The organism is Pseudomonas sp. AC463 (genome assembly GCF_979253585.1).
Window position 1 is genome coordinate 167,742 of sequence record NZ_CEEDDZ010000014.1, and the last position, 25,641, is coordinate 193,382.

Genomic DNA, 25,641 nt, shown 5'->3' on the forward strand with positions numbered 1-25,641 from the left:
TGCTGCGATGAAGATCGGCGAACTGGCCAAACTCACCGACTGCCCGGTGGAAACCATCCGTTATTACGAGAAAGAAGGCCTGCTGCCGCCTCCGGCGCGCACCGACGCCAACTACCGCGTGTACACCCAGGCCCACAGCGAACGGCTGATCTTTATCCGCAACTGCCGCAGCCTCGACATGACCCTGGAAGAAATCCGCAGCCTGCTTGGGCTACGTGACAGCCCCCAGGACCAGTGCGAAAACGTGAATGCGTTGATCGACGAGCATATCCACCATGTGAAAGCGCGAATCGACGGGCTGCTGGCCTTGCAGGAACAATTGCTGGACCTGCGCCAGCGCTGCGGCGGCGGGCCGGAATGCGGGATCTTGCAGCGGTTGGAGGTCAGCGGGAGTGTGACCAATGATGCCGAGCATTCACATGTGGGCAGAAGCCACGGGCACTAAACTCAAGTGAACGTAGTTCAAATGTGGGAGGGGGCTTGCCCCCGATGGCAGTAGTTCAGCCAACACATCATTGACTGACCCACCGCTATCGGGGGCAAGCCCCCTCCCACATTTGGAACGAGACCAACTTTAAATCGCCACATCGGCCTTGATGCTTGGGTCGGCGTCGTAGCCAACAATCTCGAAATCTTCGAACTTATAATCGTAGATCGACGCAGGTTTGCGCTTGATCACCAGTTCCGGCAGTTTCTTCGGCGTGCGCGCCAGCTGGGTCTGGATCTGTTCCATATGGTTGCTGTAAGCATGGGTGTCGCCGGTGGTGACGATGATCTCGTGAGGGATCAGGTCGCATTGCTGGGCCAGCATATGGGTCAGCAGCGCCAGCGCGGCGGTGTTGTACGGCAGGCCGAGGAACACGTCGGAGCTGCGGATATATAGCTGCATCGACAAGTGACCGTCATGCACGAACGCCTGGTACAGCAGGTGGCACGGCGGCAGGGCTTGTTTGCCGTTGCGCGCGTTTTCCTGGGGGCTCTGGGTTTCGTCGGGCAGATACTCGACGTTCCAGCCGTGGAACAGGATGCGGCGGCTGTTGGGGTTGGTCTTGAGCGTGTGCACCATGTAGTCGATCTGGTTGATGGTGCCGCCGTCCTTGGTCGGCCAGGCGGTCCACTGCTCGCCGTACACCGGGCCGAGGTCGCCGTCTTCGGTGGCCCATTCGTCCCAGATTTTCACGCCGTTTTCGTTGAGCCACTTGATGTTGGTGTTGCCGCTCAACATCCAGATCAGCTCGTTGGCGATGCTTTTGAAGTGAAGCTTCTTGGTGGTCAGCAGCGGGAAGCCGTCGGCCAAGTTATGCCGATACTGACGGGCGAACACGGCCTTGGTGCCGGTGCCGGTGCGATCGCCCTTGGTCAATCCATTGGTAATGACGTCGTTCAGTAGTTCGAGATATTGCTTCATGTGTTTACCCGTATCGTTGAAGCCGAGGCGCGCACGCCTCGGCATTCGAATTTAAAGCGCGGTGTTCTTGATGCCTTGCGGGCGATTGTACGCCCACCACAGCAGGCCCAGGCCGCCGAGGATCATCGGCAGGCTGAGGATCTGGCCCATGGTCACCCAACCAAACGCCAGGTAGCCCAACTGTGCATCCGGCACGCGGACGAACTCGACGATGAAGCGGAAGATCCCGTAGAACAAGGCGAACATGCCCGACACCGCCATGGTGGGGCGTGGCTTGCGCGAAAAGATGTACAGGATAAGGAACAGCGCCACGCCTTCCAACGCGAACTGGTAAAGCTGCGAGGGGTGGCGCGGCAGTTGCGCCGGGTCGCTGAACGGCGGGAACACCATGGCCCACGGCACGTCGGTCGGCTTGCCCCACAACTCGGCGTTGATGAAGTTACCGATCCGCCCGGCCCCCAGGCCAATCGGCACCATCGGTGCGACGAAGTCCATGAGCTGGAAGAACGACTTGCCGTTGCGACGGCCAAACCACCAGGCGGCGATCATTACGCCGATAAAGCCGCCGTGGAACGCCATGCCGCCCTTCCACACTTCGAAGATCAGCGTCGGGTTGGCGATGTACGCGGACAGATCGTAGAACAGCACATACCCCAGGCGCCCGCCAACGATCACCCCCATCGACAGCCAGAAAATCAGGTCGGAGAGTTTCTCCTTGGTCCAGGTCGGATCGAAACGGTTCAGGCGTCGGGAAGCCAGGAACCAGGCACCGCCGATGCCGATCAGGTACATCAACCCGTACCAGTGGATTTTCAGCGGACCGATGGCCAGGGCCACCGGGTCGATCTGCGGGTAAGGCAGCATTGCGACTCCTCGTTAAATCATGCGTTATGGCGACCCGGACCATGCCCGGGCGCGATTAAGTCTGCGTTACAACAAAAAGTTTAAACCCACGCAAAACAGCAGGCCGGCAAACAGCCGCTTGAGCAGACGCGGCGACAACCGATGCGCCAGGCGTGCGCCGAAGCGCGCAAACACCATGCTGGTCAGGGCGATGCCCAGCAGGGCCGGCAAATACACGAACCCTAGACTATGAGCGGGTAGCAGGGGGTCATGCCAGCCCAGAATCATGAAACTTAATGCACTGGCCAAGGCGATTGGCAGGCCGCAGGCCGATGAGGTGGCCACCGCCTGCTGCATCGGCACGCTGCGCCAGGTCAAAAACGGCACGGTCAGCGAGCCGCCGCCAATCCCGAAAATCGCCGAGGCCCAGCCGATCACCGTGCCGGCCAGGGTCAAACCGACCTTGCCCGGCACCGTGCGGCTGGCCTTGGGCTTGACCTCCAGGGCCAGCTGCACGGCCACCAGCAGGGCGAATACACCAATGATCTTCTGCAGGTGCGGACCGGAAATCGCTTCGGCGGTCAGCGCACCGAAGCCGGCGCCGATCAGGATGCCGACAGTCATCCACACAAAAATCGGCCAGCGCACCGCGCCTCGCCGATGGTGCTCACGCACGGCATTCACCGAGGTAAAGATGATAGTCGCCAAGGACGTGCCCACGGCCAGGTGGGTCAGCACCTGCGGGTCGAAGCCCTGCAAGGTAAAGCTGAACACCAGCACCGGCACGATGATGATCCCGCCACCCACGCCAAACAGCCCGGCGAGCACGCCCGCACAGGCGCCCAGCGCCAAATACAGCAGAAATTCCATGGGAGCCCCCGAATCAAGTCCGGCATGTTAACGGATGGAAGGCATACGACCCAACTGGATACGATGGAACGGCTGTGCCTGAGTGGGTAGAGTGGCTAAAAACACAAAAGGGAACCGCCTGATGTGCCTGATTGTTTTCGCCTGGCGACCGGGCCACGCCCAACCGCTGATCGTCGCGGCCAACCGCGATGAGTTTTACGCCCGCCCCAGCCTGCCGCTGGCCCAGTGGCCGGACGCGCCCCACGTCTACGCCGGCCGCGACCAGGAAGCCGGTGGCACCTGGCTGGGGGTGAACGCCGATGGGCGCTTTGCCGCCCTCACCAACATCCGCGACCCGCACCAGCCGCCGGCCCGCAAGTCCCGGGGTGAACTGGTGGCGCGGTTTCTCAACGGTTCGCTGCCGATTGACGAGTATTTGGCCGAGGTTAACGGCCGTTCGATTGAATATGCCGGGTTTAACCTGCTGGTGGGTACGCGGGATGAGCTGTGGCATTACAACGCCAATGACACCGAGCCGACGTTATTGAAGGCGGGTGTGTATGGGTTATCCAATGCGGGGCTAAATACGCCATGGCCCAAGTTGCTTAAGGCCAGGGCGGCGCTCGTTGCGACGCTGGAGGACCCGCAGCCGGAGGCCTTGCTGAGTCTCTTGAGCGACCCACAGACCGCGCCGTTCGCCGAGTTGCCGGACACCGGGGTGGGGTTGGCGACTGAGAGTTTGTTATCGAGCATATTTATTGCCAGCCCCAGTTACGGGACGCGGGCGAGCACGGCGCTGATTGTGAATGCCGACGGCACGCGGCGGATGGTGGAGCGCAGTTTTGGGCCGCAGGGTGGGAGGTTGGGTGAAGTGACACTCAATTTCTAGCCACACTGTGAAACCCATGTGGGAGGGGGCAAGCCCCCTCCCACATTTTGATCCAAGCCAGGCTTTAGAGGGTTTTCGCCGAGGCAGGGTTGATCATCCGCGTCAGCCCCAGATTCTTCAGCGCCAATTGCAGCGAGCTGTGGATAACTTGCGGGTTGTCGATGGTCATCAACTCGGCGAGCAAATCCTTGGCCATGCTCAACTCCACCTGGCGCAACATCCACTTCACCTTCGGCAAGTTGGTGGCGTTCATCGACAAGCTGTCAAAGCCCATCGCCATCAACAGCACCGCCGCCGCCGGGTCACCGGCCATTTCACCGCAGATACTCACCGGCTTGCCTTCGGCATGGGCGTCGCGCACCACGTGTTGCAGGGCTTGCAGCACCGCCGGGTGCAGGTAGTCGTAAAGGTCGGCCACCCGTGGGTTGTTGCGGTCCACGGCCAGCAGGTACTGGGTCAGGTCGTTGGAGCCCACCGAAAGAAAGTCCACCTGCCGCGCCAGCTCCTTGGCCTGGTACACCGCCGCCGGGATTTCGATCATCACGCCAATCGGCGGCATCGGCACGTCGGCGCCTTCGTCGCGCACTTCGCCCCACGCACGGTGGATAAGGTGCAGCGCCTCTTCCAGCTCATGGGTGCCGGAGATCATCGGCAGCAAAATGCGCAGGTTGTTCAGGCCTTCGCTGGCCTTGAGCATGGCGCGGGTCTGCACCAGGAAGATTTCCGGGTGGTCTAGCGTCACGCGAATGCCGCGCCAGCCGAGGAAGGGGTTGTCTTCCTTGATCGGGAAGTACGACAGCGATTTGTCACCGCCGATGTCCAGGCTGCGCATGGTCACCGGCAACGGGTGGAAGGCGGACAGTTGCTCGCGGTAGATCGCCAGCTGCTCCTTCTCACTCGGGAAGCGCTGGTTGATCATGAACGGCACTTCGGTGCGGTACAGCCCCACGCCTTCAGCACCGCGCTGTTGCGCGCGGGCCACATCGGCGAGCAGGCCGGTGTTGACCAGCAGCGGCACGCGGTGACCGTCGAGGGTCACGCACGGCAGCTCGCGCAGCGAATCAAGGCCCAGGGCCAGTTGCTTCTCTTCTTCCACCACCTCGGCGTATTGCTTGCGCAGCAAGTCGCTGGGGTTGGTGAAGACTTCACCGCGATGGCCATCGACGATCATGTCGATGCCATCGACCTTGGAATACGGCAGGTCCACCAGGCCCATCACCGTCGGAATGCCCATGGCCCGGGCCAGGATCGCGACGTGGGAGTTACCCGAACCGAGTACCGACACCAGGCCCACCAGTTTGCCTTCCGGCACTTCGCCGAGCATGGTGGCGGTCAGTTCTTCACTGATCAGGATGGTGTTGTCGGGGTAGACCAGGTTGGTGGTGCGGTCTTCCTGCAGGTAGGCCAGCAGACGGCGACCGAGATCGCGCACATCCGAGGCGCGCTCACGCAGGTAGGCGTCATCCATCAATTCGAAACGGTTGACGTGATCGGTGACCACCTGGCGCAGCGCGCCCTGGGCCCACTGGCCGGTCTTGATCACGGTTTTGACTTCGTTACCCAGCGACGCGTCATCGAGCATCATCTGGTACACGTCGAACAACGCACGCTCTTCGGGGCGCAGCTGGGTGGCCAGCTTCGTCGACAGGTTGCGCATGTCGGCGCGCACGCCTTCGAGGGCGGTCTTGAACAGTTTGATTTCGGCGTCGATGTCTTTGACGATCTTGTCCGGCACCACATCGAGGTCTGCCGGCGGCAGCATGACCACCGCGGTACCGACCGCCGCGCCCGGCGAACCCGGCACACCGACGAACTTGGCCTCCTGAATGCCTTTACCTTCGCGGCCCAGGCCACGAATCGAACCCGTGGCTTCGGCGTGGGCGATTACGCCGGCGAGCTGCGCACTCATGGTCACCAGGAAGGCTTCTTCACCTTCGTCGAACTGGCGGCGCTCTTTTTGCTGGATGACCAACACGCCGACAACGCGGCGGTGGTGAATGATCGGCGCGCCAAGGAACGAGGCGTAGCGCTCTTCGCCGGTTTCGGCAAAGTAGCGATAACGCGGGTGATCGGCCGCGTTTTCAAGGTTCAGGGGTTCTTCACGCGTCCCCACCAGGCCCACCAGACCTTCATTGGGCGCCATGCTGACCTTGCCGATGGAGCGCTTGTTCAAGCCCTCCGTGGCCATCAGCACAAAACGGTTGGTCTCGGGGTCCAGCAGGTAAACCGAGCAGACCTGGCTGCCCATGGCTTCCTTGACGCGCAACACAATAATCCCCAACGCCGCCTTGAGATCCTTGGCGGAGTTAACTTCCTGGACGATCTTGCGCAGCGTATTGAGCATGGCTCGGGGTCGAACTCCGTCGTCAGTCGCGCGCTAAAAGGCGCGGGGCAAGCTCTTTGAGAGCGCGACGATAAACCTCGCGCTTGAATGTCACCACCTGGCCCAACGGGTACCAATAGCTGACCCAGCGCCAGCCATCGAACTCCGGTTTACCGGTCAAATCCATCCGCACCCGCTGCTCGTTGGAGATCAGGCGCAGGAGAAACCATTTCTGCTTCTGGCCGATGCACAGCGGTTGGCTGTGGGTACGTACCAGGCGTTGCGGCAAACGATAGCGCAACCAGCCACGGGTACAGGCCAGAATTTGCACATCTTCGCGCTCAAGGCCGACTTCTTCATTCAACTCACGGTACAAGGCGTCTTCAGGGGTTTCATCGGGGTTGATTCCGCCTTGAGGAAACTGCCAGGCATCTTGGTTGATTCGGCGAGCCCATAGCACCTGTCCGGCATCATTCGTAAGAATAATCCCGACATTAGGACGGAAACCATCGGGGTCGATCACGGCAACAACCTCGCAAACGCATGTCGCCGCATTGTTCCACAAAGGTTGATGAAGCGGCAACGAGGCTTCTTACCTTATGTGCACTCTTGTGAAAAGACCGTATTCTGGACGCCTTTTTACAGACTTTTCAGCGAGTAACTGCAATGCGCCTGGCTTTATTCGACTTGGACAACACCCTTCTCGGCGGTGACAGCGACCACGCCTGGGGCGATTACCTGTGTGAACGCGGGATTCTCGACCCGGTGGCCTACAAGGCCCGCAACGACGAGTTCTACCAGGATTACCTGGCCGGCAAGCTGGATAACGCCGCCTACCTGAACTTCAGCCTGGAAATCCTCGGCCGCACCGAGAGGGCCCAGTTGGACGAGTGGCACCGTGACTTCATGCGCGACTGCATCGCCCCGCTGATGCTGCCGCTGGCCACAGAGCTTTTGGCCAAGCACCGCGCCGCCGGCGACAAGCTGGTGATCATCACCGCCACCAACCGCTTCGTCACCGCGCCGATTGCCGAGCTGCTGGGCGTGGAAACCCTGATCGCCACCGAGTGCGAGATGGAAAACGGCCGCTACACCGGGCGCAGCACTGACGTGCCGTGCTTCCGTGAAGGCAAGGTGGTGCGCTTGAACCGTTGGCTGGAAGAAACCGGGTACAGCCTGGAAGACAGCTACTTCTATAGTGATTCGATGAATGACTTGCCGTTGCTGGAGCAGGTGACGCATCCGGTGGCGGTGGATCCGGATCCGAATTTGCGGGCTGAGGCTGAAAAGCGTGGCTGGCCGGTGATTACGCTGCGTAGCTGATGGCCCCATCGGGGGCAAGCCCCCTCCCACATTGACTGTGTTCACACATCAAGTGTGGGAGGGGGCTTGCTCCCGATGCAGGCGACGCGGTCTTAAGAACTAAACCGGCTTCGCGCCCATCAACCCCGCAATCGCCACAAACCCAACCAGACTGACCACCGCCAGCACCAGGGTGAAATTCAGGCTGCCGCCCTCACCCTTGCGCAGCCGGTTAAGCCGCGCCACCAGCCAGAACCAGGCCAGCGCCGCCACGGTGTAGACGAGGCTGGAGCCCAGAATCCAGGTCTGCCCCAGCGGCCAGCCAACCAAGTGCACCAGCCACCAGCCGGTAAACGGCATGCTGACCACGCAAATCCCCATCAACAACCACACGAACACCCACGGGCGCTGTACGGTCACGGCCGGGCCGGCGGCGCGTTTGCGCCAGGCCAGCAGCGCCAGGCCGAGGCCGCTGAGCAGTAGCACCACAGTCGCCGCTATGTGGATAACTTTCAGGGTGATCAGGGTTTCCATGTCTCGTTTTCCTTAAAGGCCGCCCCCATCAGCGTAGTCGCTCAACCGAGGAACAGTGTGTAGGCCGGGTTATCGCTTTCATCCCAGTACGGGTAGCCAATCGCCTCCAGGGCTGCCGGTACCAGGTGACGCTCGTTCGCCGGCACTTGCAGGCCGGCAACCACACGGCCATCCGCCGCGCCGTGGTTGCGATAGTGGAACATCGAGATGTTCCAGCGCCCGCCTAATTTGTTAAGAAAGTTGAACAGGGCCCCCGGGCGCTCGGGGAATTCGAAGCGGAACACCACTTCATTACTGACGTGCGCCGCGTGCCCGCCGACCATATGGCGAATGTGCAGCTTGGCCAGTTCGTTCTCGGTCAGGTCCAGCACCGGGAAACCCTGGCTGGTGAGGCTGGCGATCAACGCGCTGCGCGGGTCGGTTTCCGGGTGGGTCTGCACGCCGACAAAAATGTGTGCTTCGCTGCCGGAGTGATAGCGGTAGTTGAATTCGGTGATCTGGCGCTTGCCCACGGCCTCGCAGAATGCCTTGAAGCTGCCCGGCTTCTCGGGGATGGTCACCGCGATGATGGCCTCGCGCCCTTCACCCAGCTCGGCGCGCTCGGCCACGTGGCGCAGGCGGTCGAAGTTGACGTTGGCCCCGGAGTCGATGGCGACAAAAGTCTGGCCGCTGACGCCACGGGTCTCGACGTACTTCTTGATCCCGGCCACGCCCAACGCGCCCGCCGGCTCGGTGATGGAACGGGTGTCATCGTAGATGTCCTTGATCGCCGCGCAGATTTCATCGGTGCTCACGGTGATCACTTCATCTACATAGTCTTTGCAGATATCAAAGGTGTGCTGGCCGATCTGCGCCACCGCCACGCCATCGGCGAAGATGCCCACGGTTGGCAGCACTACGCGCTCGCCCGCGGCCATGGCCGCTTGCAGGCAATTGGAGTCGTCCGGCTCGACGCCGATGATCTTGATCTCCGGGCGCAGGTATTTCACGTACGCCGCGATGCCGGCGATCAGCCCGCCGCCGCCCACCGGCACGAAAATCGCGTCCAGCGGCCCCGGGTGCTGGCGCAGGATTTCCATCGCCACGGTGCCCTGCCCGGCAATGGTGTGCGGATCATCGTAAGGGTGAATGTAGACGTAGCCTTTTTCGTCGACCAGCTTCAGCGAATACGCCAATGCCTCCGGGAACGAATCCCCGTGCAGCACCACTTTGCCGCCACGGGAGCGCACGCCTTCAACCTTGATTTCCGGGGTGGTCTTGGGCATCACGATGGTGGCCTTGACCCCCAGCACCTTGGCCGCCAGGGCCAGGCCCTGGGCGTGGTTGCCCGCCGAAGCCGTGACCACGCCGCGCGCACGTTCCTCGGCGCTCAGCTGCGTCAGCTTGTTGTAGGCGCCGCGAATCTTGAACGAGAACACCGGCTGCAAGTCTTCACGCTTGAGCCAGACCTTGTTGCCCAGCCGCTCGGAAAGCTGGCGGGCGGTCTGCAGCGGGGTTTCTACGGCAACGTCGTAAACGCGCGAGGTGAGGATCTTTTTGACGTACTGTTCAAGCATCGGCAGGCATCACTGGGCGGGTTGGGCAGGGCCAAGGAGTCTAACCCAGCGTTTGGCCGGGAGACCACACGAATCCCAAGGTTTGTTGGGGTATACTCGCGCGCCTCAATAACTCCCCGCCCGTTCCGGAGCCCGCATGACCCAGGATCAACTCAAACAGGCAGTGGCCCAGGCCGCCGTCGATTTAATCCTTCCCAAACTCGACGACAAAAGCATCGTCGGTGTCGGCACCGGCTCCACCGCCAACTGCTTTATCGACGCACTGGCCCAGCACAAGGGCGCGTTCGACGGCGCCGTGGCCAGCTCCGAAGCCACCGCTGCGCGCCTCAAGGGCCATGGCATTCCGGTGTACGAGCTCAACACCGTGAGCGACCTGGAGTTCTACGTCGACGGCGCCGATGAGAGCGACGAGCACCTGAACCTGATCAAGGGCGGCGGCGCCGCCCTGACCCGCGAGAAGATCGTCGCGGCCGTGGCCAAGACCTTTATCTGCATCGCCGACGCCAGCAAGCTGGTGCCGGTGCTCGGCGCGTTCCCGCTGCCGGTGGAAGTGATCCCCATGGCCCGCAGCCACGTGGCCCGCGAACTGGTGAAGCTGGGCGGCGACCCGGTGTACCGCGAAGGCGTGTTGACCGACAACGGCAACATCATCATTGATGTGTTCAACATGCAGATCACCAACCCGGTGGAGCTGGAGACGCAGATCAATGCCATCGTTGGCGTGGTCACCAACGGCTTGTTCGCGGCACGCCCGGCGGATGTGTTGCTGCTCGGCACCTCGGAAGGCGTGAAGACCCTCAAAGCCTGAGAACGCTACAGTTCAAATGTGGGAGGGGGCTTGCCCCCTCCCACATTAGTTATGCAGGGTTCTCAGGGATTGGGTTTCTTGAAGACATAAAACAGGTTCGGCTCGCTGACCAGGTACAACGTACCCTGGTCATCCATGGCGATCCCCTCGGCCTGTGGCACCCGCTTGCTCAGGCCATGGCGGCCGTTGAGCAATGACAGACTGCTCAACGGGCGACCGTCGATATCCAGCTCCAACACCAGAAACGACTCATCCGACAGCGCCAGCAAGTGGCCGCTGCGCTCGTCGTATTGCAGGCTCGACAGGTCGCGCACAAACAATCCGGCATCCCGCTTGGGGTTGTTGATTACATGCACCGAGTAGGTTTTTTCCGGTTTGAAATGCGGGAAGCCGTGAACCTCGTAGATCAGCATCGGGTCGCGCTCCTTGGCCACGAACAGACGCTTGCCCACCGAGTCGTAGGCCAGGCCTTCGAAACCCTTGTTGCCACCGACGTGCAGGCCCAGGGTCATCTGTTCCGCATCGGCGGCATCGAGGAATTGAGTGTCGTCATCGACATGCACCTTGATCAGCCGCTGCTGGCGCTCATCACTGATCACATAAATGTTGTCACTGATAAATTCCACCGCCTCGGCATCGCCAAACCCCACCAGGGGAATGCGCCGCAGGATCTTGCCCTCAAGTGACAGCTCGATCAGTTCGGCGTTTTTATTGGTGACGGTAAACAGGCTTTTGCGCACCGGGTCGTAGGTGAGGGCCGAAACGTCGTCGTCCAAGCCGTCGATCACCTGAGCTTCCAGAGCCACTTTGTAATCGGCCAGGCCAATCGAGCGTTCATCCGCCGGCTGGCGCCAGGCCTGCCAGTTGAACCAGGCGCGTTCGAACAGGCGAAAGTGCTGCGCGGCAGCCCCGGCGATGACCAGGGCGATCAACACAAGAATAAAAACAATGGGTTTGGGGCGAGCAAGTCGGCGCATCGGGCGGGCTCAAAGTCAAAAAGTGGCGAATGAATATCACGCCTGTCTGAATTTAAACTTAAACGCGCGCCGATGTCTGGCGAATGCCGTTTATAGAGAACTGTCCGACGTAATCCGTCGACTATTTCTGCTTCTCGAAGCGATAGAACAGGTTGGGTTCACTGACGATGTACAGCGTGCCCTCCTCGTCCATGGTCACGCCTTCTGCGCGCGGGATGGTGTCCTTGAGGCCGTTGAAACCGCCGAGCAGGGTCATGAAGCTGACTTGCTCGCCCTTTTCATCCAGCTCGAGCAACAGGTGCGAGTCAGCCGAGAGCGCCAGCAAGTGCCCGGTGCGCGGGTCGACGGCCAGGGCCGAGAGGTTGCGCATGTCCAGCTCGGTGCTGGTGAGCTTCTGCTTGTCGCCGGTGAGGGTCTGGCTGCCGTCGCTTTTCCAGGTGAACAACGCCGGCGGGCGCTCTTCGCCCAATACGATCTGCTGATTGCGCTTGTCCCAGGTCACGCCCTCGAAGGCTTTGTTCTGGTTCTTGGACGGGCCCAGGTCATAACTTGGGAAATCGGCCTTGTTCAATTGCTGGGTGGTGGCGTCGACCTTGACGATGGTCAGGCTGTGTTCGCGCTCATCGACCACGACCATCAGCCCGTTTTCCATCACCGTCAGGCCTTCCGGGTTGCTCCAGCCATTGAGCGGCATCTTGCGCAGCACATCCCCCTGCAGGCTCAGCTCCACCAGGAACGGGTTTTTGCCCATCACGGAAAACAGGGTTTTGGTCTGCGGATTGTAGGAAACGTCCGACGCCTCATCCTTCTCCATGCCTGGCAGCAGCTTGCCATCGATGACGGCGTGATAGTCCGGCAGCCATACACTCTCCTGGCGCTCGGCCGGGGTTTCGAAGCGTTCCATTACCCACAATAGGCCGCGATCGTCCCAGTGCATGACCCAGGCGACGCCATAGACGATCACACCGGTCAGCAACAGCCAGGAATACCAGCGCAGGGCGAAACGGGATCGCGGCTTGGAGGTAGCAGAAGGCAGAGGCACGGCCATGGGGCGCTTTTTCCGGAAAGTCAGCGTTAGGGGATAACACAAGGCCGAGGATTATCCGGATGGCGTGTGAAAAAAATGCAAAAGCTCAAACTGTGGGAGGGGGCAAGCCCCCTCCCACAGTTTGAGCACATTTTGCCTGGTGATCAGCGAACGCTGCTTTCGAAGCGGTTCACGCCAGTCAGCTCGAGCACCAGTTCATCCCCCACATTCAGCGGGCCCACGCCGGCCGGAGTGCCGGTGAGGATTACGTCGCCGGCCTGCAGCGAGAAGCAGCCGGCCATGTGCTGGATCATCGGGATGATCGGGTTGAGCATCTGCGCGCTGTTGCCGTCCTGGCGCACTTCGCCGTTGATGCTCAGGCGAATGCCTATGTCGGTCACGTCCGGGAAGGTGCTGCCGACCACAAACGGCGCGATCACCGCCGCACCGTCGAAGGACTTGGCGATTTCCCACGGCAGGCCCTTGGCTTTCAGCTCGGCCTGTTTGTCGCGCAGGGTCAGGTCCAGGGCGGGGGCGAAGCCGGAGATGGCGTCCAGCACTTCTTCGCGGCTGGGTTTGTTCGACAAGGGTTTGCCGATCAATACCGCGATTTCAGCTTCGTAGTGCACCGAACCGCGCTCGGTGGGGATGGCAAAACCGCCTTCCAGGGCCACCACGCAACTGCCCGGCTTGATGAACAGCAATGGCTCGGTCGGCACCGGGTTGTCCAATTCCTTGGCATGTTCGGCGTAGTTGCGCCCGATACAAACCACTTTGCCCAGCGGGAAGTGGATGTTGGTGCCGTCGACGTACTTGTGCTGGTAGCTCATGGAACGACTCCTTAAACAGCGAAGATCTTGCCAGGATTCATGATCCCGTTCGGGTCGAACACCGCTTTCACGGCCTTCATGTATTCGATTTCAACCGGCGAGCGGCTGTAGGTCAGGTAATCGCGCTTGGTCATGCCCACGCCGTGTTCGGCCGAGATCGAGCCGTTGTACTTCTCGACGGTTTCGAACACCCACTTGTTCACGGTGGCGCACTTGGCGAAGAACTCGTCCTTGCTCAGGTTTTCCGGCTTGAGGATGTTCAAGTGCAGGTTGCCGTCGCCGATGTGACCGAACCAGACGATTTCGAAGTCCGGGTAGTGTTCGCCGACGATCGCGTCAATTTCCTTCAAGAACGCCGGCACTTTGGAGACCGTCACCGAAATGTCGTTCTTGTACGGGGTCCAGTGGGAAATGGTCTCGGAGATGTACTCGCGCAGTTTCCACAGGTTGTGCAGCTGGGTTTCGCTCTGGCTCATCACGCCGTCCAGCACCCAGCCCTGCTCGACGCAGTGCTCGAAGGTTTCCAGCGCATGGTTGGCGACTTCTTCGGTGGTGGCTTCGAATTCCAGCAGCGCATAGAACGGGCACTCGGTTTCGAACGGCGCCGGCACATCCCCGCGCCCCATGACCTTGGCCAGGGCCTTGTCGGAGAAGAACTCGAAGGCGGTCAGGTCCAGCTTGCTCTGGAACGCGTGCAGCACCGGCATGATCGAGTCGAAATCGGTGGTGCCGAGGACCATGGCGGTGAGGTTTTTCGGTGCTCGGTCCAGGCGCATGGTGGCTTCAACCACAAAGCCCAGGGTGCCTTCGGCGCCGATGAACAGTTGGCGCATGTCGTAGCCGGTGGCGTTCTTGATCAGGTCGCGGTTCAGTTCCAGCACGTCACCCTTGCCGGTGACAACTTTCATGCCGGCCACCCAGTTACGGGTCATGCCGTAGCGAATGACCTTGATCCCGCCGGCATTGGTGCCGATATTGCCGCCAATCTGGCTCGAACCCGACGAAGCGAAGTCCACAGGGTAGTACAAGCCTTTTTCTTCGGCGACGTTCTGCAATTGCTTGGTGACCACGCCCGGCTGGCACACGGCGGTGCGGTCGGTTAGGTTCACGTCGAGGATCTGGTTCATATAGTCGAACGACACCACCACTTCACCATTGGCGGCAACGGCAGCGGCCGACAGGCCGGTACGACCACCGGATGGCACCAGCGCCACCTTGTGTTCATTGGCCCAACGGACGATGGCCTGGACCTGCTCGGTGGTCTTGGGGAACACGATGGCAGTCGGCGCAGGTGCGAAGTGCTTGGTCCAATCCTTGCCGTAAGCCTCCAGGGAGTCGGCATCGGTCAGCACTTTGCCGGGCTCAACCAGGGTCTTTAGCTCATCAATCAGGGCAGGATGGGTCATCGACAGAACTCTCGAACAATTCATGGTCATCCTGAGAACGCTTCACGTCGCAGGAATGAGTGTTTAGCGGGGCGCGTATGCTAGCATACCGCCCCCGCAGGACAGAGCCCAAGGGCGTTTCTGCGGTGACGGCTTTCCTGCCGTCCGGGTCAGCTTGCGCTGCTCGACTCCCTGCCAATTTTCTCCGGGATACAGGTTTACGCAGATGAGCAAGACTTCTCTCGATAAGAGCAAGATCAAGTTCCTTCTTCTGGAAGGCGTCCACCCATCGGCTGTCGACGTTCTGAAAGCCGCCGGGTACTCCAGCATTGAGTACATCACCAGTTCTCTGCCGGAAGCCCAGCTCAAGGAAAAGATCGCCGATGCACACTTCATCGGCATTCGCTCCCGCACTCAGCTGACCGAAGAGATCTTCGATCACGCCAAGAAACTCGTGGCGGTCGGCTGTTTCTGCATCGGCACCAACCAGGTCGACCTCAACGCAGCGCGCGAGCGCGGCATTGCGGTGTTCAACGCACCGTACTCCAACACCCGTTCCGTTGCGGAGCTGGTTCTGGCCGAGGCGATCCTGTTGCTGCGCGGCATTCCCGAGAAGAACGCTTCCTGCCACCGTGGCGGCTGGATCAAAAGCGCGGCCAACTCCTTCGAAATCCGTGGCAAGAAGCTGGGCATCATCGGTTACGGCTCGATCGGTACTCAGTTGTCGGTCCTGGCTGAAGGCCTGGGCATGCAGGTGTTCTTCTACGACACCCTGACCAAGCTGCCATTGGGCAACGCCACGCAAGTGTCGAGCCTGAACGAGTTGCTGGGCATGTCCGACATCGTGACCCTGCACGTTCCGGAAACCGCTGAGACCCAGTGGATGATGGGCGAGAAGGAAATCCGCGCAATCAAGAAAGGCGGGATCCTGATCAACGCCGCGCGCGGCACCGTGGTCAAGCTGGACGCCCTGGCCGACGCGATCAAGGACAAGCACCTGATCGGCGCCGCCATCGACGTGTTCCCGGTAGAGCCTCGCTCCAACGACGACATCTTCGAAAGCCCGCTGCGTGGCCTGGACAACGTGATCCTGACCCCGCACATCGGCGGTTCTACCGCTGAGGCCCAGGCCAACATCGGCCTGGAAGTGGCAGAGAAGCTGGTCAAGTACAGCGACAACGGTACCTCGGTGTCCTCGGTCAACTTCCCGGAAGTTGCGCTGCCGGCTCACCCTGGCAAGCACCGTCTGCTGCACATCCACCAGAACATCCCTGGCGTGATGATGGAGATCAACAAGGTCTTCGCCGAAAACGGCATCAACATCTCCGGTCAGTTCCTGCAGACCAACGAGAAGGTCGGCTACGTGGTGATCGACGTCGACGCCGAGTACTCGGACCTGGCGCAAGAGAAGCTGCAGCACATCAACGGCACTATCCGCAGCCGCGTGTTGTTCTAAGGTTTCAACCGCACCACGAAAAAGGGAGCCCTTAGGCTCCCTTTTTTGCATCTGAACAAATCTTACTTAACGTTAACCGTGATGACTTTCGAGGCTACAGTCGGATTGAACTGCATGTGCAGTTTGTCGCCGGCCACCAGTTGCAGGGTGTGTTTGCCCGGGGTGAGGGTCAGCTCGGTTTCGGTCTGGGCCTTGCCGTAGTGGATCACGGTGTCGGTGGCCGGGATCGGCAGGCTGGCGTCAGGCAGTTCTTTCTGGTCGATCAGCAGGTGATGGTGGCCGGTGCCTGGGGTCTGGTCGGTGGCCGGAGCCAGCTTCAGGCCTTCCATGCCGAATTTGACGGTGAAGGTTTTATCCACGGTGGCACCGTCTTTGGGCGACACGATAAACACTTTGGCGCCCTCAGGCGGTGCGCTGCGCGGGATGCCGTCGGCAGCAGTGGCCAACATGGAAGCACCCAGCAACAGGCTGGCAATCGTTGCACGGGACATAAAGGCTTTCATTCGCTTCTCCAGTTTTTCTGTGAAATCTGTAGGGTTATGACAACTTCGCGACAAATTGCTGTCCAAGGCACTCACCACCATAGCAAAGCGATGCTGAACGGCGCCTCGCACATATTCGAAATTTCTAGGAGTGACCATGCGCTTTTCGCCTGGCCTGTTACTTTTGCTGCCCCTGCTGAGCCCCTTGGCTCACGCCGAACTGGTCGATGATGTGTTTGATCGCGGCGAACTGCGCATCGCACTGGAAGCCAATACCCCGCCGTTCAACTTCAAGGAAGGCGACAAGCTCACCGGTTTTGAAGTGGAACTGGGCGAGCAACTGGCCAAGGAAATGGACGTACGCCCCTCGTTCATCACCACCGACGATACCGACCTGCTGCCAGGCGTGGAATCCGGCAAGTACGACGTGGCCATCAACCATATCGCTAGGACTGCCGAGCTGCAGGATCGGTTCGATTTCAGTGAGGCTTATAACGAGAAGCCGGAGCTGGCGATTCCGTTCCAGAAGGGTAATCCGGCGTTCAAGGCCAGCTTGGACAAGGCGTTGGAGCGGGTGAAGGCGGATGGGCGGTTGAAGGCACTGGCGCAAAAATGGCTTCAAGATGAACCACCGGCAGCCCAGGCACAGTAAATCAACTGTGGGAGGGGGCAAGTCGAATCGTCGCACCGCCCCTCCCACATTTTGATCTAAGTAAGGCTTGGGAGTCGGGCCAGGGCCACTGCCGCCTCAGGCAGCTCCAACTCACTGAACACCTGCACACCATGCTCCCTGAGCAACGCCGCCGTGACGCCCTCGCCTACCACCTTCACACCGCTGAACGTGCCGTCGTAAGTCAGCAGGTTGCCGCAGGACGGGCTATTGGCCTTGAGCACGGCAATACGAATTTTATGGCGTTGCACCAGCGCCAAGGCCTGGCGGGCACCGTCGAGGAAGGCGGCACTGAAGTCTTCGCCCTCGGCGGTCAGCACCTGGGCGCGGCCTTCCCAGACATCCACGCCCTGCCCGCCCGGAATCTCGGCCGATGGGCGCGGCGTCGGCAAGCCGCCGGCGACTTCGGGGCAGATCGCAACCACACGGCCTTCGGCCTGCCACGCGGCCAGTTGGTCGAACGGCCCGCTGGCCCCGCCGTCGTAGCGCACCTTGTGGCCAAGCAGGCAGCGGCTGATCAGAATTTTCTGCATGGTTAAAACAGCTCGTTGCCCCGCCGGCGAAACCAGCCGGTCAGGGACAGGCGTTCGCGCGTGGCGGGCATGACTTCGTGGGGCACCTCCCCGGACAGGAACACCACCAGGCAACCACCGGTGGGCACCACATCGTATTCGACGCCGCCCTTGAGGTACATGCGCAACTGGCCGCCATGCTCGGGCAGCCAGGCGTCGTTCAAATAGACCACCGCCGAGACCATGCGCCGGTCATCGTCACGGAAACGGTCAAGGTGCTTGAGGTAAAACGCCCCCGGCGGGTACATCGCGAAATGGCTTTCGAAATCTTCCAGGCCCAGGAACAGCCCACGGTTCATCGCCACGCGCAGGCTGTCCATCAACCCCATGTAGCTGTCGCACACCGCCGCGTCGCCGTCTTCGAGCCACTGGATATGATCGCCGCGAATGCCTTCGCGAATCTCCTGGCTCGGCCCGCGCCCCACCGCCGCCGGTGCCAGCTCACCTTCGGCCGCACGTTTACGGCACTCAGCCGCCAGTTCCAGGGTCAGAGCCTGGGGCAGGAAGCCGTTCTGCTGCGACCAGCCTTTTTCGGCCAGGTCGTCGACAATGCGTTGCAGCAGGGGGTGATCAAGGGGTATTTGCATGGCGCGCATAGTATCCATACGCCTGTGAATCCGACAGAGCCGCCGAGCGTCTGAATACACTTTAGTCAGGTGACTGATAGGACTTCTCGACAAATCCTACGCCCGACACGGACAATAGTGGCCGACTGACAGGAGTCCATATGCGTCGTTTGTTTTTTTCCTTGCTGATGTTCTGCGTTTTGCCCGCCTGGGCAGACGGCCATGACCAGTTGTACAAGGTCGCCGGCTGGGCCGAGCAACGTGCGCATTTCAATGACGCCCTCAGTGCGGCCCAGCAGCGTTACCGCAACAGCCTGCCGCCGGCGGTGTACCAGGCGCTGGTCGACAACAGCAATAAACGCTTCGCCGCCCAGGCCATGGACCAGCGTGCCGAAGCGCAATTGCGCAAAAACCTCGCCGACCCCAAGCCTGCTCTGGCGTTTTTCCAGTCGCCGCTGGGGCGCAAGATCGTCGCCGCCGAGTTGCTCGCCACCCGCCGCGACCAGCTGGCGAAAAACGCCCAGGGCCTGCCGCATATCGAAGCCGACGCCACCCGCAGCCTGATCATCGGCCACCTCGCCCAGGCCCTGCCTGCGCGCGAAGCCGGGGCCGAAGTGAGCCTGGCGATTGCCGGTGTGGCCGCTGACAGCTTGAGCCAGATGATCCCCGGCCTGTTGGGCGGCGGCCAGGCCCAGGGTATGTTGAATGGGCAACGTGAGCGGCTGATGCAGCAGATCGATAAGGATCTGAACAATACGTTGCTGTACGTGTACCGGGATTTGTCTGACCCGGAGCTGGAAGAATTCGCGACGTTTGCGGAATCGCCAGAGGGCAAAACCTATTACCAGGCGGCGTTGGCCGCGATTCGCGCCGGTCTTGCTGTGGGCCAGAGCACCTCAAGCTTGACGCAGTAAAAAAATGTGGGAGGGGGCTTGCCCCCGATGGCGGTGGGTCAGCAAAAAATGTTTGTCTGACACACCGCTATCGGGAGCAAGCCCCCTCCCACATTTGAAGCGGGTTACTTCAGGTGGTCCGTGAGGTACTTGAAGTATTCCTCGCGAATCTGTGGAATCTCATTCGCCAAATGATGCCTGCCCCGCTTGAGCATCAACACCTCAGGCTGATCGAACTTGCCCCGCAGCACCTGCAAGTTGTGCTGCCAATCCACCGTCATGTCTTCCTCACCCTGCACAATCACCGGGCGCCTCTGGCTGCGTGGCGCGGCCTCGATTCGCTTGATCCAGCGCGCCAGTGCGCCCACCCAGGCGGTCGGCAATTGGCGCGGCTGCAGCGGGTCGGCTTCCAGGAACGGCTTGAATGCCGGGTCGTTGGTGTTCTCGCTGAAGCGCCGGGCGATGCCTTTGACGAACGGCCGCAGCAGGTAATAGCTGAGCTTCGACCACCCCCACGCACGCGGCCGTACCAACGGCGACAGCAAAAAGGTCTTGCCCTGGGCCGGGCTGTCGGCGCCGTGGTTGAGCAGGTGGTCCACCACCACCGCGCCGCCGGTGCTTTGCCCGAACAAATGCCAGGGCTGTGGCAGTTGCAGCGCCTGGCCTTCAGCGAACAGCGCCTGCACCACTCGTTGATACACCGCAAAATCATCGATGCTGGCCCGCGCGCCACTGGATAAGCCGTGGCCCGGCAGGTCGCAGGCGATCACCACAAAGCCCTGTTCCAGCGCCCAATCCACCACATGGCGATACAGTCCCATATGGTCGTAGAAGCCGTGGAACATGAACATCGTCGCCGCCGGAACCGGCGGCCACCACACTTGCGCCACCACCTCGAACCCATCCACCTCGAAACGGCCCAGGCGGCTCATGACTTTGCGCGCCGGCAGGTCAAGCCCGTAGAACCGCTGGTACACCCGCGCCTCGGCTGAAAGCGGTTGCGCATCCACCAGGGGTCGCAAACTTTCGCGTAGATGATCGGGGTCAAAGGTAACGGGCATAAAGGGTTCCAGACTTGCGGCGAAGATGAATATCGAGCTGCGATATTCATCTGTCAGGGCAAGCATGGCAAGCTACGCGACCTGCGAGGATGCATCTGAATGCGACGACCCTACCGTTCCGCCCTGTTCGCCAGCCTGATCCTGATCATCTGCGCCGGCGTGCTGTGGGCGGCATACGACTGGTTCCAGGGCCGCTACCTGCGCGCCTTCAGCGAACACACGGCGGTGTTCTCCGGCGATGCATTGCGCCTGCCCGCCGAACTCAGCGGCCCCGGCCCGATCCGCCTGGTGCACTTCTGGGACCCGGCGTGCCCGTGCAACGTCGGCAACCAGCAACACCTGGGCGAGTTGATCGAGCACTACGCGCCTCAAGGCGTCGAGTTCTACGCCCTGCAAAAACCCGGCAGCCACGGCAAGCTGCCCGACAACCTGCGCAATATGAAAACCCTCACAGCCCTGCCCGGCGCCGACCAGGTGCCGGCCAGCCCGGCCGTAGGCATTTGGGACCGCACCGGTAAGCTTGCGTATTTCGGGCCGTACAGCGAAGGGCTGACGTGCAATTCTAGTAACAGTTTTATTGAACCCATATTGAAAGCCCTTGAAGATGGCCGCCCGGTGAATGCCACTCACACCTTGGCGGTGGGCTGCTATTGTTCGTGGCCAACAGGTTTGTAACTCGCCGCCCCCATTTTGCTAAGGAATGTTCATGAAGCGCGTCTTGCGGGTTCTCGCGGTTCTGCTGGTGCTGATCGCCCTCGGCGCCGGCTGGTACGTCTACAGCAAGCAACCGACCCGCCAGGGCACGGTTGAATTGGCGAACTTGCAGGGCTCGGTCACCGTGCGCTACGACGACCGTGGCGTGCCGCATATCCGCGCCGAGAACGAGACCGACCTGTACCGCGCCCTCGGGTATGTGCACGCCCAGGACCGGCTGTTCCAGATGGAAATCATGCGGCGCCTGGCCCGTGGCGAGCTGGCCGAGGTGCTGGGGCCCAAGGTGCTGGAGACCGACAAGCTGTTCCGCAGCCTGCGCATTCGCGACCGCGCGGCCACGTATGTGGCGCAGCTGGACCATGAGTCGGCGCACTGGAAAGCCCTGCAAGCCTATCTGGACGGAATCAACCAGTATCAGGACAGCCACGCCAGCCCGATGGAATTCGACGTGCTGGGCATCCCCAAGCGAGCGTTTACCGCCGAGGACACCATCAGCGTCGCCGGGTACATGGCCTACAGCTTTGCCGCCGCGTTTCGCACAGAGCCACTGCTGACTTACGTACGCGACCAATTGGGCAACGACTACCTGAAAGTCTTCGACCTCGACTGGCAGCCCAAGGGCGCGCTCAACCTGGCCGCCAGTGACTGGCAAACCCTCGGCGCCATCGCCTCCCTGAGCGAGCAGGCCCTGGCCGACAACGGCTTGCCGCAGTTCGAAGGCAGCAACGCCTGGGCCATCAGCGGCAGCCGCACCAAAAGTGGCAAGCCGTTGCTGGCGGGCGACCCGCACATTCGTTTTTCGGTGCCGTCGGTGTGGTACGAGGCGCAGCTGTCGGCGCCGGGCTTCGAGTTGTATGGCTATCACAACGCGCTGGTACCGGTGGCGTTCCTGGGGCACAACCTGGATTTCGGCTGGAGCCTGACCATGTTCCAGAACGACGACCTCGACCTGATCGCCGAGAAGGTCAACCCGGACAACCCCAACCAGGTCTGGTACCACGACCAATGGGTCGACATGACCAGCAGCGAGCAACAGATCGCGGTCAAAGGCCAGGCGCCGGTCAGCCTCACGCTGCGCCAGTCGCCCCACGGTCCGATCATCAATGACGTGCTGGGCGACAACGCCGGCAAGACGCCAATCGCCATGTGGTGGGCGTTCCTCGACACCCAGAACCCGATCCTCGAAGGGTTCTACCAGCTCAACCGCGCCGACACGCTGGCCAAGGCACGCGCTGCGGCATCCAAGGTCTCCGCGCCGGGCCTGAACATCGTGTGGGCGAATGCCAAGGGCGATATCGGCTGGTGGGCGGCGGCGCAGTTGCCGATTCGCCCGGCCGGAGCCAACCCCGGTTTTATCCTCGACGGCAGCACCGCCATGGCCGACAAACTCGGCTTCTACCCCTTCAGCGCCAACCCCCAGGAAGAAAACCCGGCGCGCGGTTACGTGGTGTCCGCCAATGCCCAGCCCGTGTCGCCCACCGGCATGGAGATCCCCGGCTATTACAACCTCGCCGACCGTGGCCAGCAGTTGAACGCGCAATTGAGCGACAAAAGCGTGAAGTGGGACGTGAACAACAGCCAGGCCTTGCAACTCGGTACCACCACCGCCTTCGGCCCACGCCTGTTGGCGCCGTTGTTGCCGGTGCTGCGTGAAGTGGTCAAGGACCCGGCGCAGTTGAAACTGGTGGAGCAACTGGCGACCTGGAAAGGCGACTACCCGCTGGATTCCACCAGCGCCACGCTGTTCAACCAGTTCCTGTTCAACCTCGCCGATGCGGCTTTCCACCCGAAGCTCGGCGACGGCATGTTCAAGACCCTGCTCAGCACCCGCGTAGTCGACGCCGCCCTGCCACGCCTGGCCGCCAGCCCCGACTCGCCGTGGTGGGACGGCAAACGCGCCGACACGGTCAAGCTCGCCTGGGACAACAGCCTCGCGCACCTCAAGGCCACCTTCGGCGATGACCCGAGCCAGTGGCAGTGGGGCAAGGCGCACACCCTGACCCACGGCCACCCGCTGGGCTCGCAGAAGCCGCTGGACCTGATCGTCAACGTCGGCCCGTTCCCGGCGCCGGGCACCCATGAAGTACCCAACAACCAATCGGCCAATATCGGCCCCGCGCCGTGGCCGGTGACCTACGGCCCATCGACCCGGCGCCTGATCGACTTTGCCGATGTGGCCCACGCCCTCACCATCAACCCGGTCGGACAAAGCGGCGTACCCTTCGACAAGCACTACGGCGACCAGGCCGAGACGTACATCGAAGGCGGCTACGAGCAGGCGCACTTCAGTGATGAGGAAGTCACGGCGAATACGCGCGGTACGCTGAAGCTACTGCCCGCCCGCTAGCTGCTTGAAATGGGATCAAAATGTGGGAGGGGGCTTGCCCCCGATTGCTGAATGTCAGTCAGCATCTCTGATACTGATACACCGCCATCGGGGGCAAGCCCCCTCCCACATTTGAACTGCAGTGTGGCAGCTAGCGTGCCCGCAATCGCCACGCCGGCGCCGCGTACATCTACTCGCTGCGCGCGCTGGAAGCCTACGACGCGCTTAAACCGGCGCCGCAAAGTTAAGCCGGAACTGTTGTGGCGTGACGCCCAGCCGGCGGTTGAACACACTGCGCATGTGCTGGGCGTCACGAAAGCCGCATTGATAGGCCACTGTTTTCAGCGGAGCGGGGCTGCTTTCGAGCATCACCCGCGCCGCATCCACCCGCGCCCGCTCGACAAATTCCGCCGGCGTTATCCGCGCCTCTCGGGCAAACACCCGGGAGAAATTGCGCGCGCTCATATTGGCCGCCTGGGCCAGGTCGGCGATGGTCAAGTCGCCGGTCAGGTTCGCCAATACGTACAGCTGCACCAGCGCCACCGCCGAGGTGGTTTCGGCGTGGGGCGTCAGAAACGGGCTGAACTGCGACTGCCCGCCCGAGCGTTGGGTGAACACCACCAGGCGTTTGGCCACGCTCAGTGCGACTTCCGGGCCGTGGTCCTGGGCCAGCAGATACAACGACAAGTCGATGCCCGCCGTAACACCGGCCGAGGTGTAGAGGTTGCCGTCCTGCACGTAAAGGCGGTCGGCCTCGACCTGGGCCGAGGGGCACAGGCGTGCCAGGCCGGCCGCATCGTTCCAGTGGGTGGTGACGGTTTTACCGTCCAGCAAACCGGCGCGGGCCAGCATGAAGGCGCCGTTGCAGATCGAGCCGAAGCGCTGCGCACGGGCGGTTGCGCCGCGCAGCCAGTCATCGAACGCCGGGCCGAAATCCTCGAACGGCAACTGCGGCCCGCCCGCCACCAGCAGCAGGTCATAGGCTTGCAGGGCGTCGCTGTAATGCCGGTGAGCCTGGAGTGACAAGCCATTGGACGCGGCCAGGGTGCCGTGGCCGAAACCGATGACTTCCAGCTGGTAATGGTCTGCAGGCGCCAGGAATCGGTTGGCCTCGCAGAACACATCCATGGGCCCGGTCACATCCAGTGACTGGACGCCGGGAAAGATCAGGATGGCGACGGTTTTGTTCATGGAAAACCTTTCTCTCTGAGCTGACGCAAAACCCTGTGGGAGCTGGCTTGCCTGCGATACAGGCGACTCGGTCCAACAGGTATACCGAGGTGATGCTATCGCAGGCAAGCCAGCTCCCACATTTGACCGAGTACCCCCTTGGCACGATGTGACGGCACATTGGCCGGGATCGCATCCCCACCGAGATAGCCCCTTGGCGGGCACGCGACCAGACTGGATGCTTTCCAGAGGAGAACCACCATGACCACCACCATCGCCGGCATCCAGATCCCCGATAGCGCCCTGGCCAAGGCCACCACTGAATATATCCGCGACGTCGAATCCGACCTGCTCTACCACCATTCCCGCCGGGTGTTCCTGTTCGGCGCGTTGAGCGGTGATCGCAAGCAGTTGGCCTACAACCCGGAGCTGCTCTACGTCGGCGCCATGTTCCACGACCTCGGCCTGGTGGCAGGCCATCGCAGTGACGACGAGCGCTTCGAAGTCGACGGCGCCAATGCCGCGGCAGCCTTCCTCAAGCCGTATGGGCTGAGCGATGACGATATCGAACAAGTGTGGCTGTCCATCGCCCTGCACACCACGCCGGGCGTACCGCAACACCTGCGCCCGACCGTTGCGCTGGTGACCGCCGGCGTCGAGATGGACGTGCTTGGCATGGACTACGCCGCGTTTTCCAGCGTGCAGCGCGAAGCCGTGGTGCATGCGCATCCACGCGGTGAGGGGTTCAAGGAATGCATCATCTGCGCGTTTGCCGACGGATTGCGCCATCGCCCGCAGACCACGTTTGGTAACGTGAAGACCGATGTGCTGGTGGATCAGGAGCCGGGGTTCAAGCCGATGAATTTTGTGGAGGTCATCCGCAAATCTCCTTGGGCGTGAAATGCAATCAAATGTGGGAGGGGCGGTGCGACGATTCGACTTGCCCCCGATGGCGGTAGGTCAGTCAATAGATTCAGTGACTGAAACTCAGCTATCGGGG

General features: G+C 61.6%; 26 protein-coding genes. 10 read left to right on the top strand and 16 right to left on the bottom strand.

Annotated features, from left to right (window positions below):
- Positions 1-7: 7 nt before the first annotated feature.
- Positions 8-445, top strand: coding sequence for a Cd(II)/Pb(II)-responsive transcriptional regulator (cadR, locus tag AC0IYH_RS18945; RefSeq protein WP_116626866.1), 438 nt, complete (start codon positions 8-10; stop codon positions 443-445).
- A 129-nt stretch (positions 446-574) separates the two neighbouring features.
- On the opposite strand, the gene AC0IYH_RS18950 is transcribed toward cadR, so the two are convergent.
- From AC0IYH_RS18950 to AC0IYH_RS18960, 3 genes are all read right to left on the bottom strand, one after another.
- The gene (locus tag AC0IYH_RS18950; RefSeq protein ID WP_101273883.1) at positions 575-1,408 is read right to left on the bottom strand and encodes a thymidylate synthase; all 834 of its coding nucleotides are present in this window, start codon (positions 1,406-1,408) and stop codon (positions 575-577) included.
- Positions 1,409-1,459: 51 nt separating this feature from the next.
- On the bottom strand, positions 1,460-2,272 hold the full coding sequence (gene lgt, locus AC0IYH_RS18955; protein ID WP_116626867.1) for a prolipoprotein diacylglyceryl transferase: 813 nt from the start codon (positions 2,270-2,272) through the stop codon (positions 1,460-1,462).
- Between the two features lie 66 nt (positions 2,273-2,338).
- Positions 2,339-3,121 (bottom strand): sulfite exporter TauE/SafE family protein, encoded by a 783-nt coding sequence (locus AC0IYH_RS18960; RefSeq protein ID WP_116626868.1) that lies wholly within the window; start codon positions 3,119-3,121, stop codon positions 2,339-2,341.
- 121 nt (positions 3,122-3,242) lie between these two features.
- Between AC0IYH_RS18960 and AC0IYH_RS18965 the strand changes: the two genes are divergently transcribed.
- Entirely contained in the window at positions 3,243-3,989 is a 747-nt protein-coding gene (locus AC0IYH_RS18965; protein ID WP_471835700.1) for an NRDE family protein, read from the top strand.
- 64 nt (positions 3,990-4,053) lie between these two features.
- Here the strand turns inward: AC0IYH_RS18965 and ptsP are convergent, their stop codons facing one another.
- Positions 4,054-6,333, bottom strand: a complete 2,280-nt coding sequence (gene ptsP, locus AC0IYH_RS18970; protein WP_116626870.1) for a phosphoenolpyruvate--protein phosphotransferase — start codon at positions 6,331-6,333, stop codon at positions 4,054-4,056.
- A gap of 22 nt (positions 6,334-6,355) precedes the next feature.
- Positions 6,356-6,835 (bottom strand): RNA pyrophosphohydrolase, encoded by a 480-nt coding sequence (locus AC0IYH_RS18975; protein WP_003176750.1) that lies wholly within the window; start codon positions 6,833-6,835, stop codon positions 6,356-6,358.
- A gap of 143 nt (positions 6,836-6,978) precedes the next feature.
- Here AC0IYH_RS18975 and AC0IYH_RS18980 point away from each other — a divergent pair, with 143 nt between their 5' ends.
- Entirely contained in the window at positions 6,979-7,635 is a 657-nt protein-coding gene (locus AC0IYH_RS18980; RefSeq protein WP_116626871.1) for a histidinol-phosphatase, read from the top strand.
- Positions 7,636-7,734: 99 nt separating this feature from the next.
- Here the strand turns inward: AC0IYH_RS18980 and AC0IYH_RS18985 are convergent, their stop codons facing one another.
- Complete coding sequence (locus AC0IYH_RS18985) at positions 7,735-8,148, bottom strand: DUF2269 family protein (protein ID WP_471835703.1); 414 nt, start codon at positions 8,146-8,148, stop codon at positions 7,735-7,737.
- 41 nt (positions 8,149-8,189) lie between these two features.
- A complete protein-coding gene (gene ilvA, locus AC0IYH_RS18990; RefSeq protein WP_116626873.1) occupies positions 8,190-9,704 on the bottom strand; it encodes a threonine ammonia-lyase, biosynthetic in 1,515 nt (504 codons plus the stop codon).
- 136 nt (positions 9,705-9,840) lie between these two features.
- Between ilvA and rpiA the strand changes: the two genes are divergently transcribed.
- Positions 9,841-10,512: a ribose-5-phosphate isomerase RpiA gene (gene rpiA / locus AC0IYH_RS18995; RefSeq protein ID WP_005792336.1), complete on the top strand. Its 672-nt coding sequence runs from the start codon at positions 9,841-9,843 to the stop codon at positions 10,510-10,512.
- A gap of 62 nt (positions 10,513-10,574) precedes the next feature.
- On the opposite strand, the gene AC0IYH_RS19000 is transcribed toward rpiA, so the two are convergent.
- The 4 genes from AC0IYH_RS19000 to AC0IYH_RS19015 form a co-directional block, all read right to left on the bottom strand.
- Positions 10,575-11,489, bottom strand: coding sequence for an SdiA-regulated domain-containing protein (locus AC0IYH_RS19000; protein WP_116626874.1), 915 nt, complete (start codon positions 11,487-11,489; stop codon positions 10,575-10,577).
- A gap of 121 nt (positions 11,490-11,610) precedes the next feature.
- Complete coding sequence (locus tag AC0IYH_RS19005) at positions 11,611-12,537, bottom strand: SdiA-regulated domain-containing protein (protein ID WP_471835706.1); 927 nt, start codon at positions 12,535-12,537, stop codon at positions 11,611-11,613.
- 143 nt (positions 12,538-12,680) lie between these two features.
- Positions 12,681-13,346, bottom strand: coding sequence for a fumarylacetoacetate hydrolase family protein (locus tag AC0IYH_RS19010; protein WP_101273464.1), 666 nt, complete (start codon positions 13,344-13,346; stop codon positions 12,681-12,683).
- An 11-nt stretch (positions 13,347-13,357) separates the two neighbouring features.
- Complete coding sequence (locus AC0IYH_RS19015; RefSeq protein WP_116626876.1) at positions 13,358-14,752, bottom strand: FAD-binding oxidoreductase; 1,395 nt, start codon at positions 14,750-14,752, stop codon at positions 13,358-13,360.
- A gap of 205 nt (positions 14,753-14,957) precedes the next feature.
- On the opposite strand from AC0IYH_RS19015, the gene serA reads away from it, so the two are divergent.
- Entirely contained in the window at positions 14,958-16,187 is a 1,230-nt protein-coding gene (gene serA / locus AC0IYH_RS19020) for a phosphoglycerate dehydrogenase (protein WP_116626878.1), read from the top strand.
- Positions 16,188-16,249: 62 nt separating this feature from the next.
- On the opposite strand, the gene AC0IYH_RS19025 is transcribed toward serA, so the two are convergent.
- On the bottom strand, positions 16,250-16,690 hold the full coding sequence (locus tag AC0IYH_RS19025; protein WP_122774581.1) for a DUF4399 domain-containing protein: 441 nt from the start codon (positions 16,688-16,690) through the stop codon (positions 16,250-16,252).
- Between the two features lie 136 nt (positions 16,691-16,826).
- Here AC0IYH_RS19025 and AC0IYH_RS19030 point away from each other — a divergent pair, with 136 nt between their 5' ends.
- Positions 16,827-17,321 (top strand): transporter substrate-binding domain-containing protein, encoded by a 495-nt coding sequence (locus AC0IYH_RS19030; protein WP_116626880.1) that lies wholly within the window; start codon positions 16,827-16,829, stop codon positions 17,319-17,321.
- Between the two features lie 56 nt (positions 17,322-17,377).
- On the opposite strand, the gene AC0IYH_RS19035 is transcribed toward AC0IYH_RS19030, so the two are convergent.
- A complete protein-coding gene (locus AC0IYH_RS19035) occupies positions 17,378-17,872 on the bottom strand; it encodes a 2-thiouracil desulfurase family protein (protein ID WP_471835709.1) in 495 nt (164 codons plus the stop codon).
- 2 nt (positions 17,873-17,874) lie between these two features.
- A complete protein-coding gene (locus tag AC0IYH_RS19040; protein WP_471835724.1) occupies positions 17,875-18,507 on the bottom strand; it encodes a 2OG-Fe(II) oxygenase in 633 nt (210 codons plus the stop codon).
- 131 nt (positions 18,508-18,638) lie between these two features.
- Here AC0IYH_RS19040 and AC0IYH_RS19045 point away from each other — a divergent pair, with 131 nt between their 5' ends.
- Complete coding sequence (locus tag AC0IYH_RS19045) at positions 18,639-19,391, top strand: DUF2059 domain-containing protein (RefSeq protein ID WP_122774579.1); 753 nt, start codon at positions 18,639-18,641, stop codon at positions 19,389-19,391.
- Positions 19,392-19,495: 104 nt separating this feature from the next.
- Here AC0IYH_RS19045 and bipL read toward each other — a convergent pair whose 3' ends face one another.
- Positions 19,496-20,431, bottom strand: a complete 936-nt coding sequence (gene bipL / locus AC0IYH_RS19050) for a phospholipase BipL (protein ID WP_471835711.1) — start codon at positions 20,429-20,431, stop codon at positions 19,496-19,498.
- A 99-nt stretch (positions 20,432-20,530) separates the two neighbouring features.
- Between bipL and AC0IYH_RS19055 the strand changes: the two genes are divergently transcribed.
- Both AC0IYH_RS19055 and AC0IYH_RS19060 read left to right on the top strand, forming a co-directional pair.
- Positions 20,531-21,106 (top strand): DUF6436 domain-containing protein, encoded by a 576-nt coding sequence (locus tag AC0IYH_RS19055; RefSeq protein WP_116626885.1) that lies wholly within the window; start codon positions 20,531-20,533, stop codon positions 21,104-21,106.
- A 31-nt stretch (positions 21,107-21,137) separates the two neighbouring features.
- Positions 21,138-23,492 carry a penicillin acylase family protein gene (locus tag AC0IYH_RS19060; protein ID WP_471835712.1) on the top strand — a complete coding sequence of 785 codons (2,355 nt, stop codon included), beginning with the start codon at positions 21,138-21,140 and terminating at the stop codon, positions 23,490-23,492.
- 204 nt (positions 23,493-23,696) lie between these two features.
- Here AC0IYH_RS19060 and AC0IYH_RS19065 read toward each other — a convergent pair whose 3' ends face one another.
- Positions 23,697-24,662 carry a GlxA family transcriptional regulator gene (locus AC0IYH_RS19065; RefSeq protein WP_471835714.1) on the bottom strand — a complete coding sequence of 322 codons (966 nt, stop codon included), beginning with the start codon at positions 24,660-24,662 and terminating at the stop codon, positions 23,697-23,699.
- Positions 24,663-24,902: 240 nt separating this feature from the next.
- Here AC0IYH_RS19065 and AC0IYH_RS19070 point away from each other — a divergent pair, with 240 nt between their 5' ends.
- Positions 24,903-25,541, top strand: coding sequence for an HD domain-containing protein (locus AC0IYH_RS19070; RefSeq protein ID WP_122774575.1), 639 nt, complete (start codon positions 24,903-24,905; stop codon positions 25,539-25,541).
- Positions 25,542-25,641: the final 100 nt, after the last annotated feature.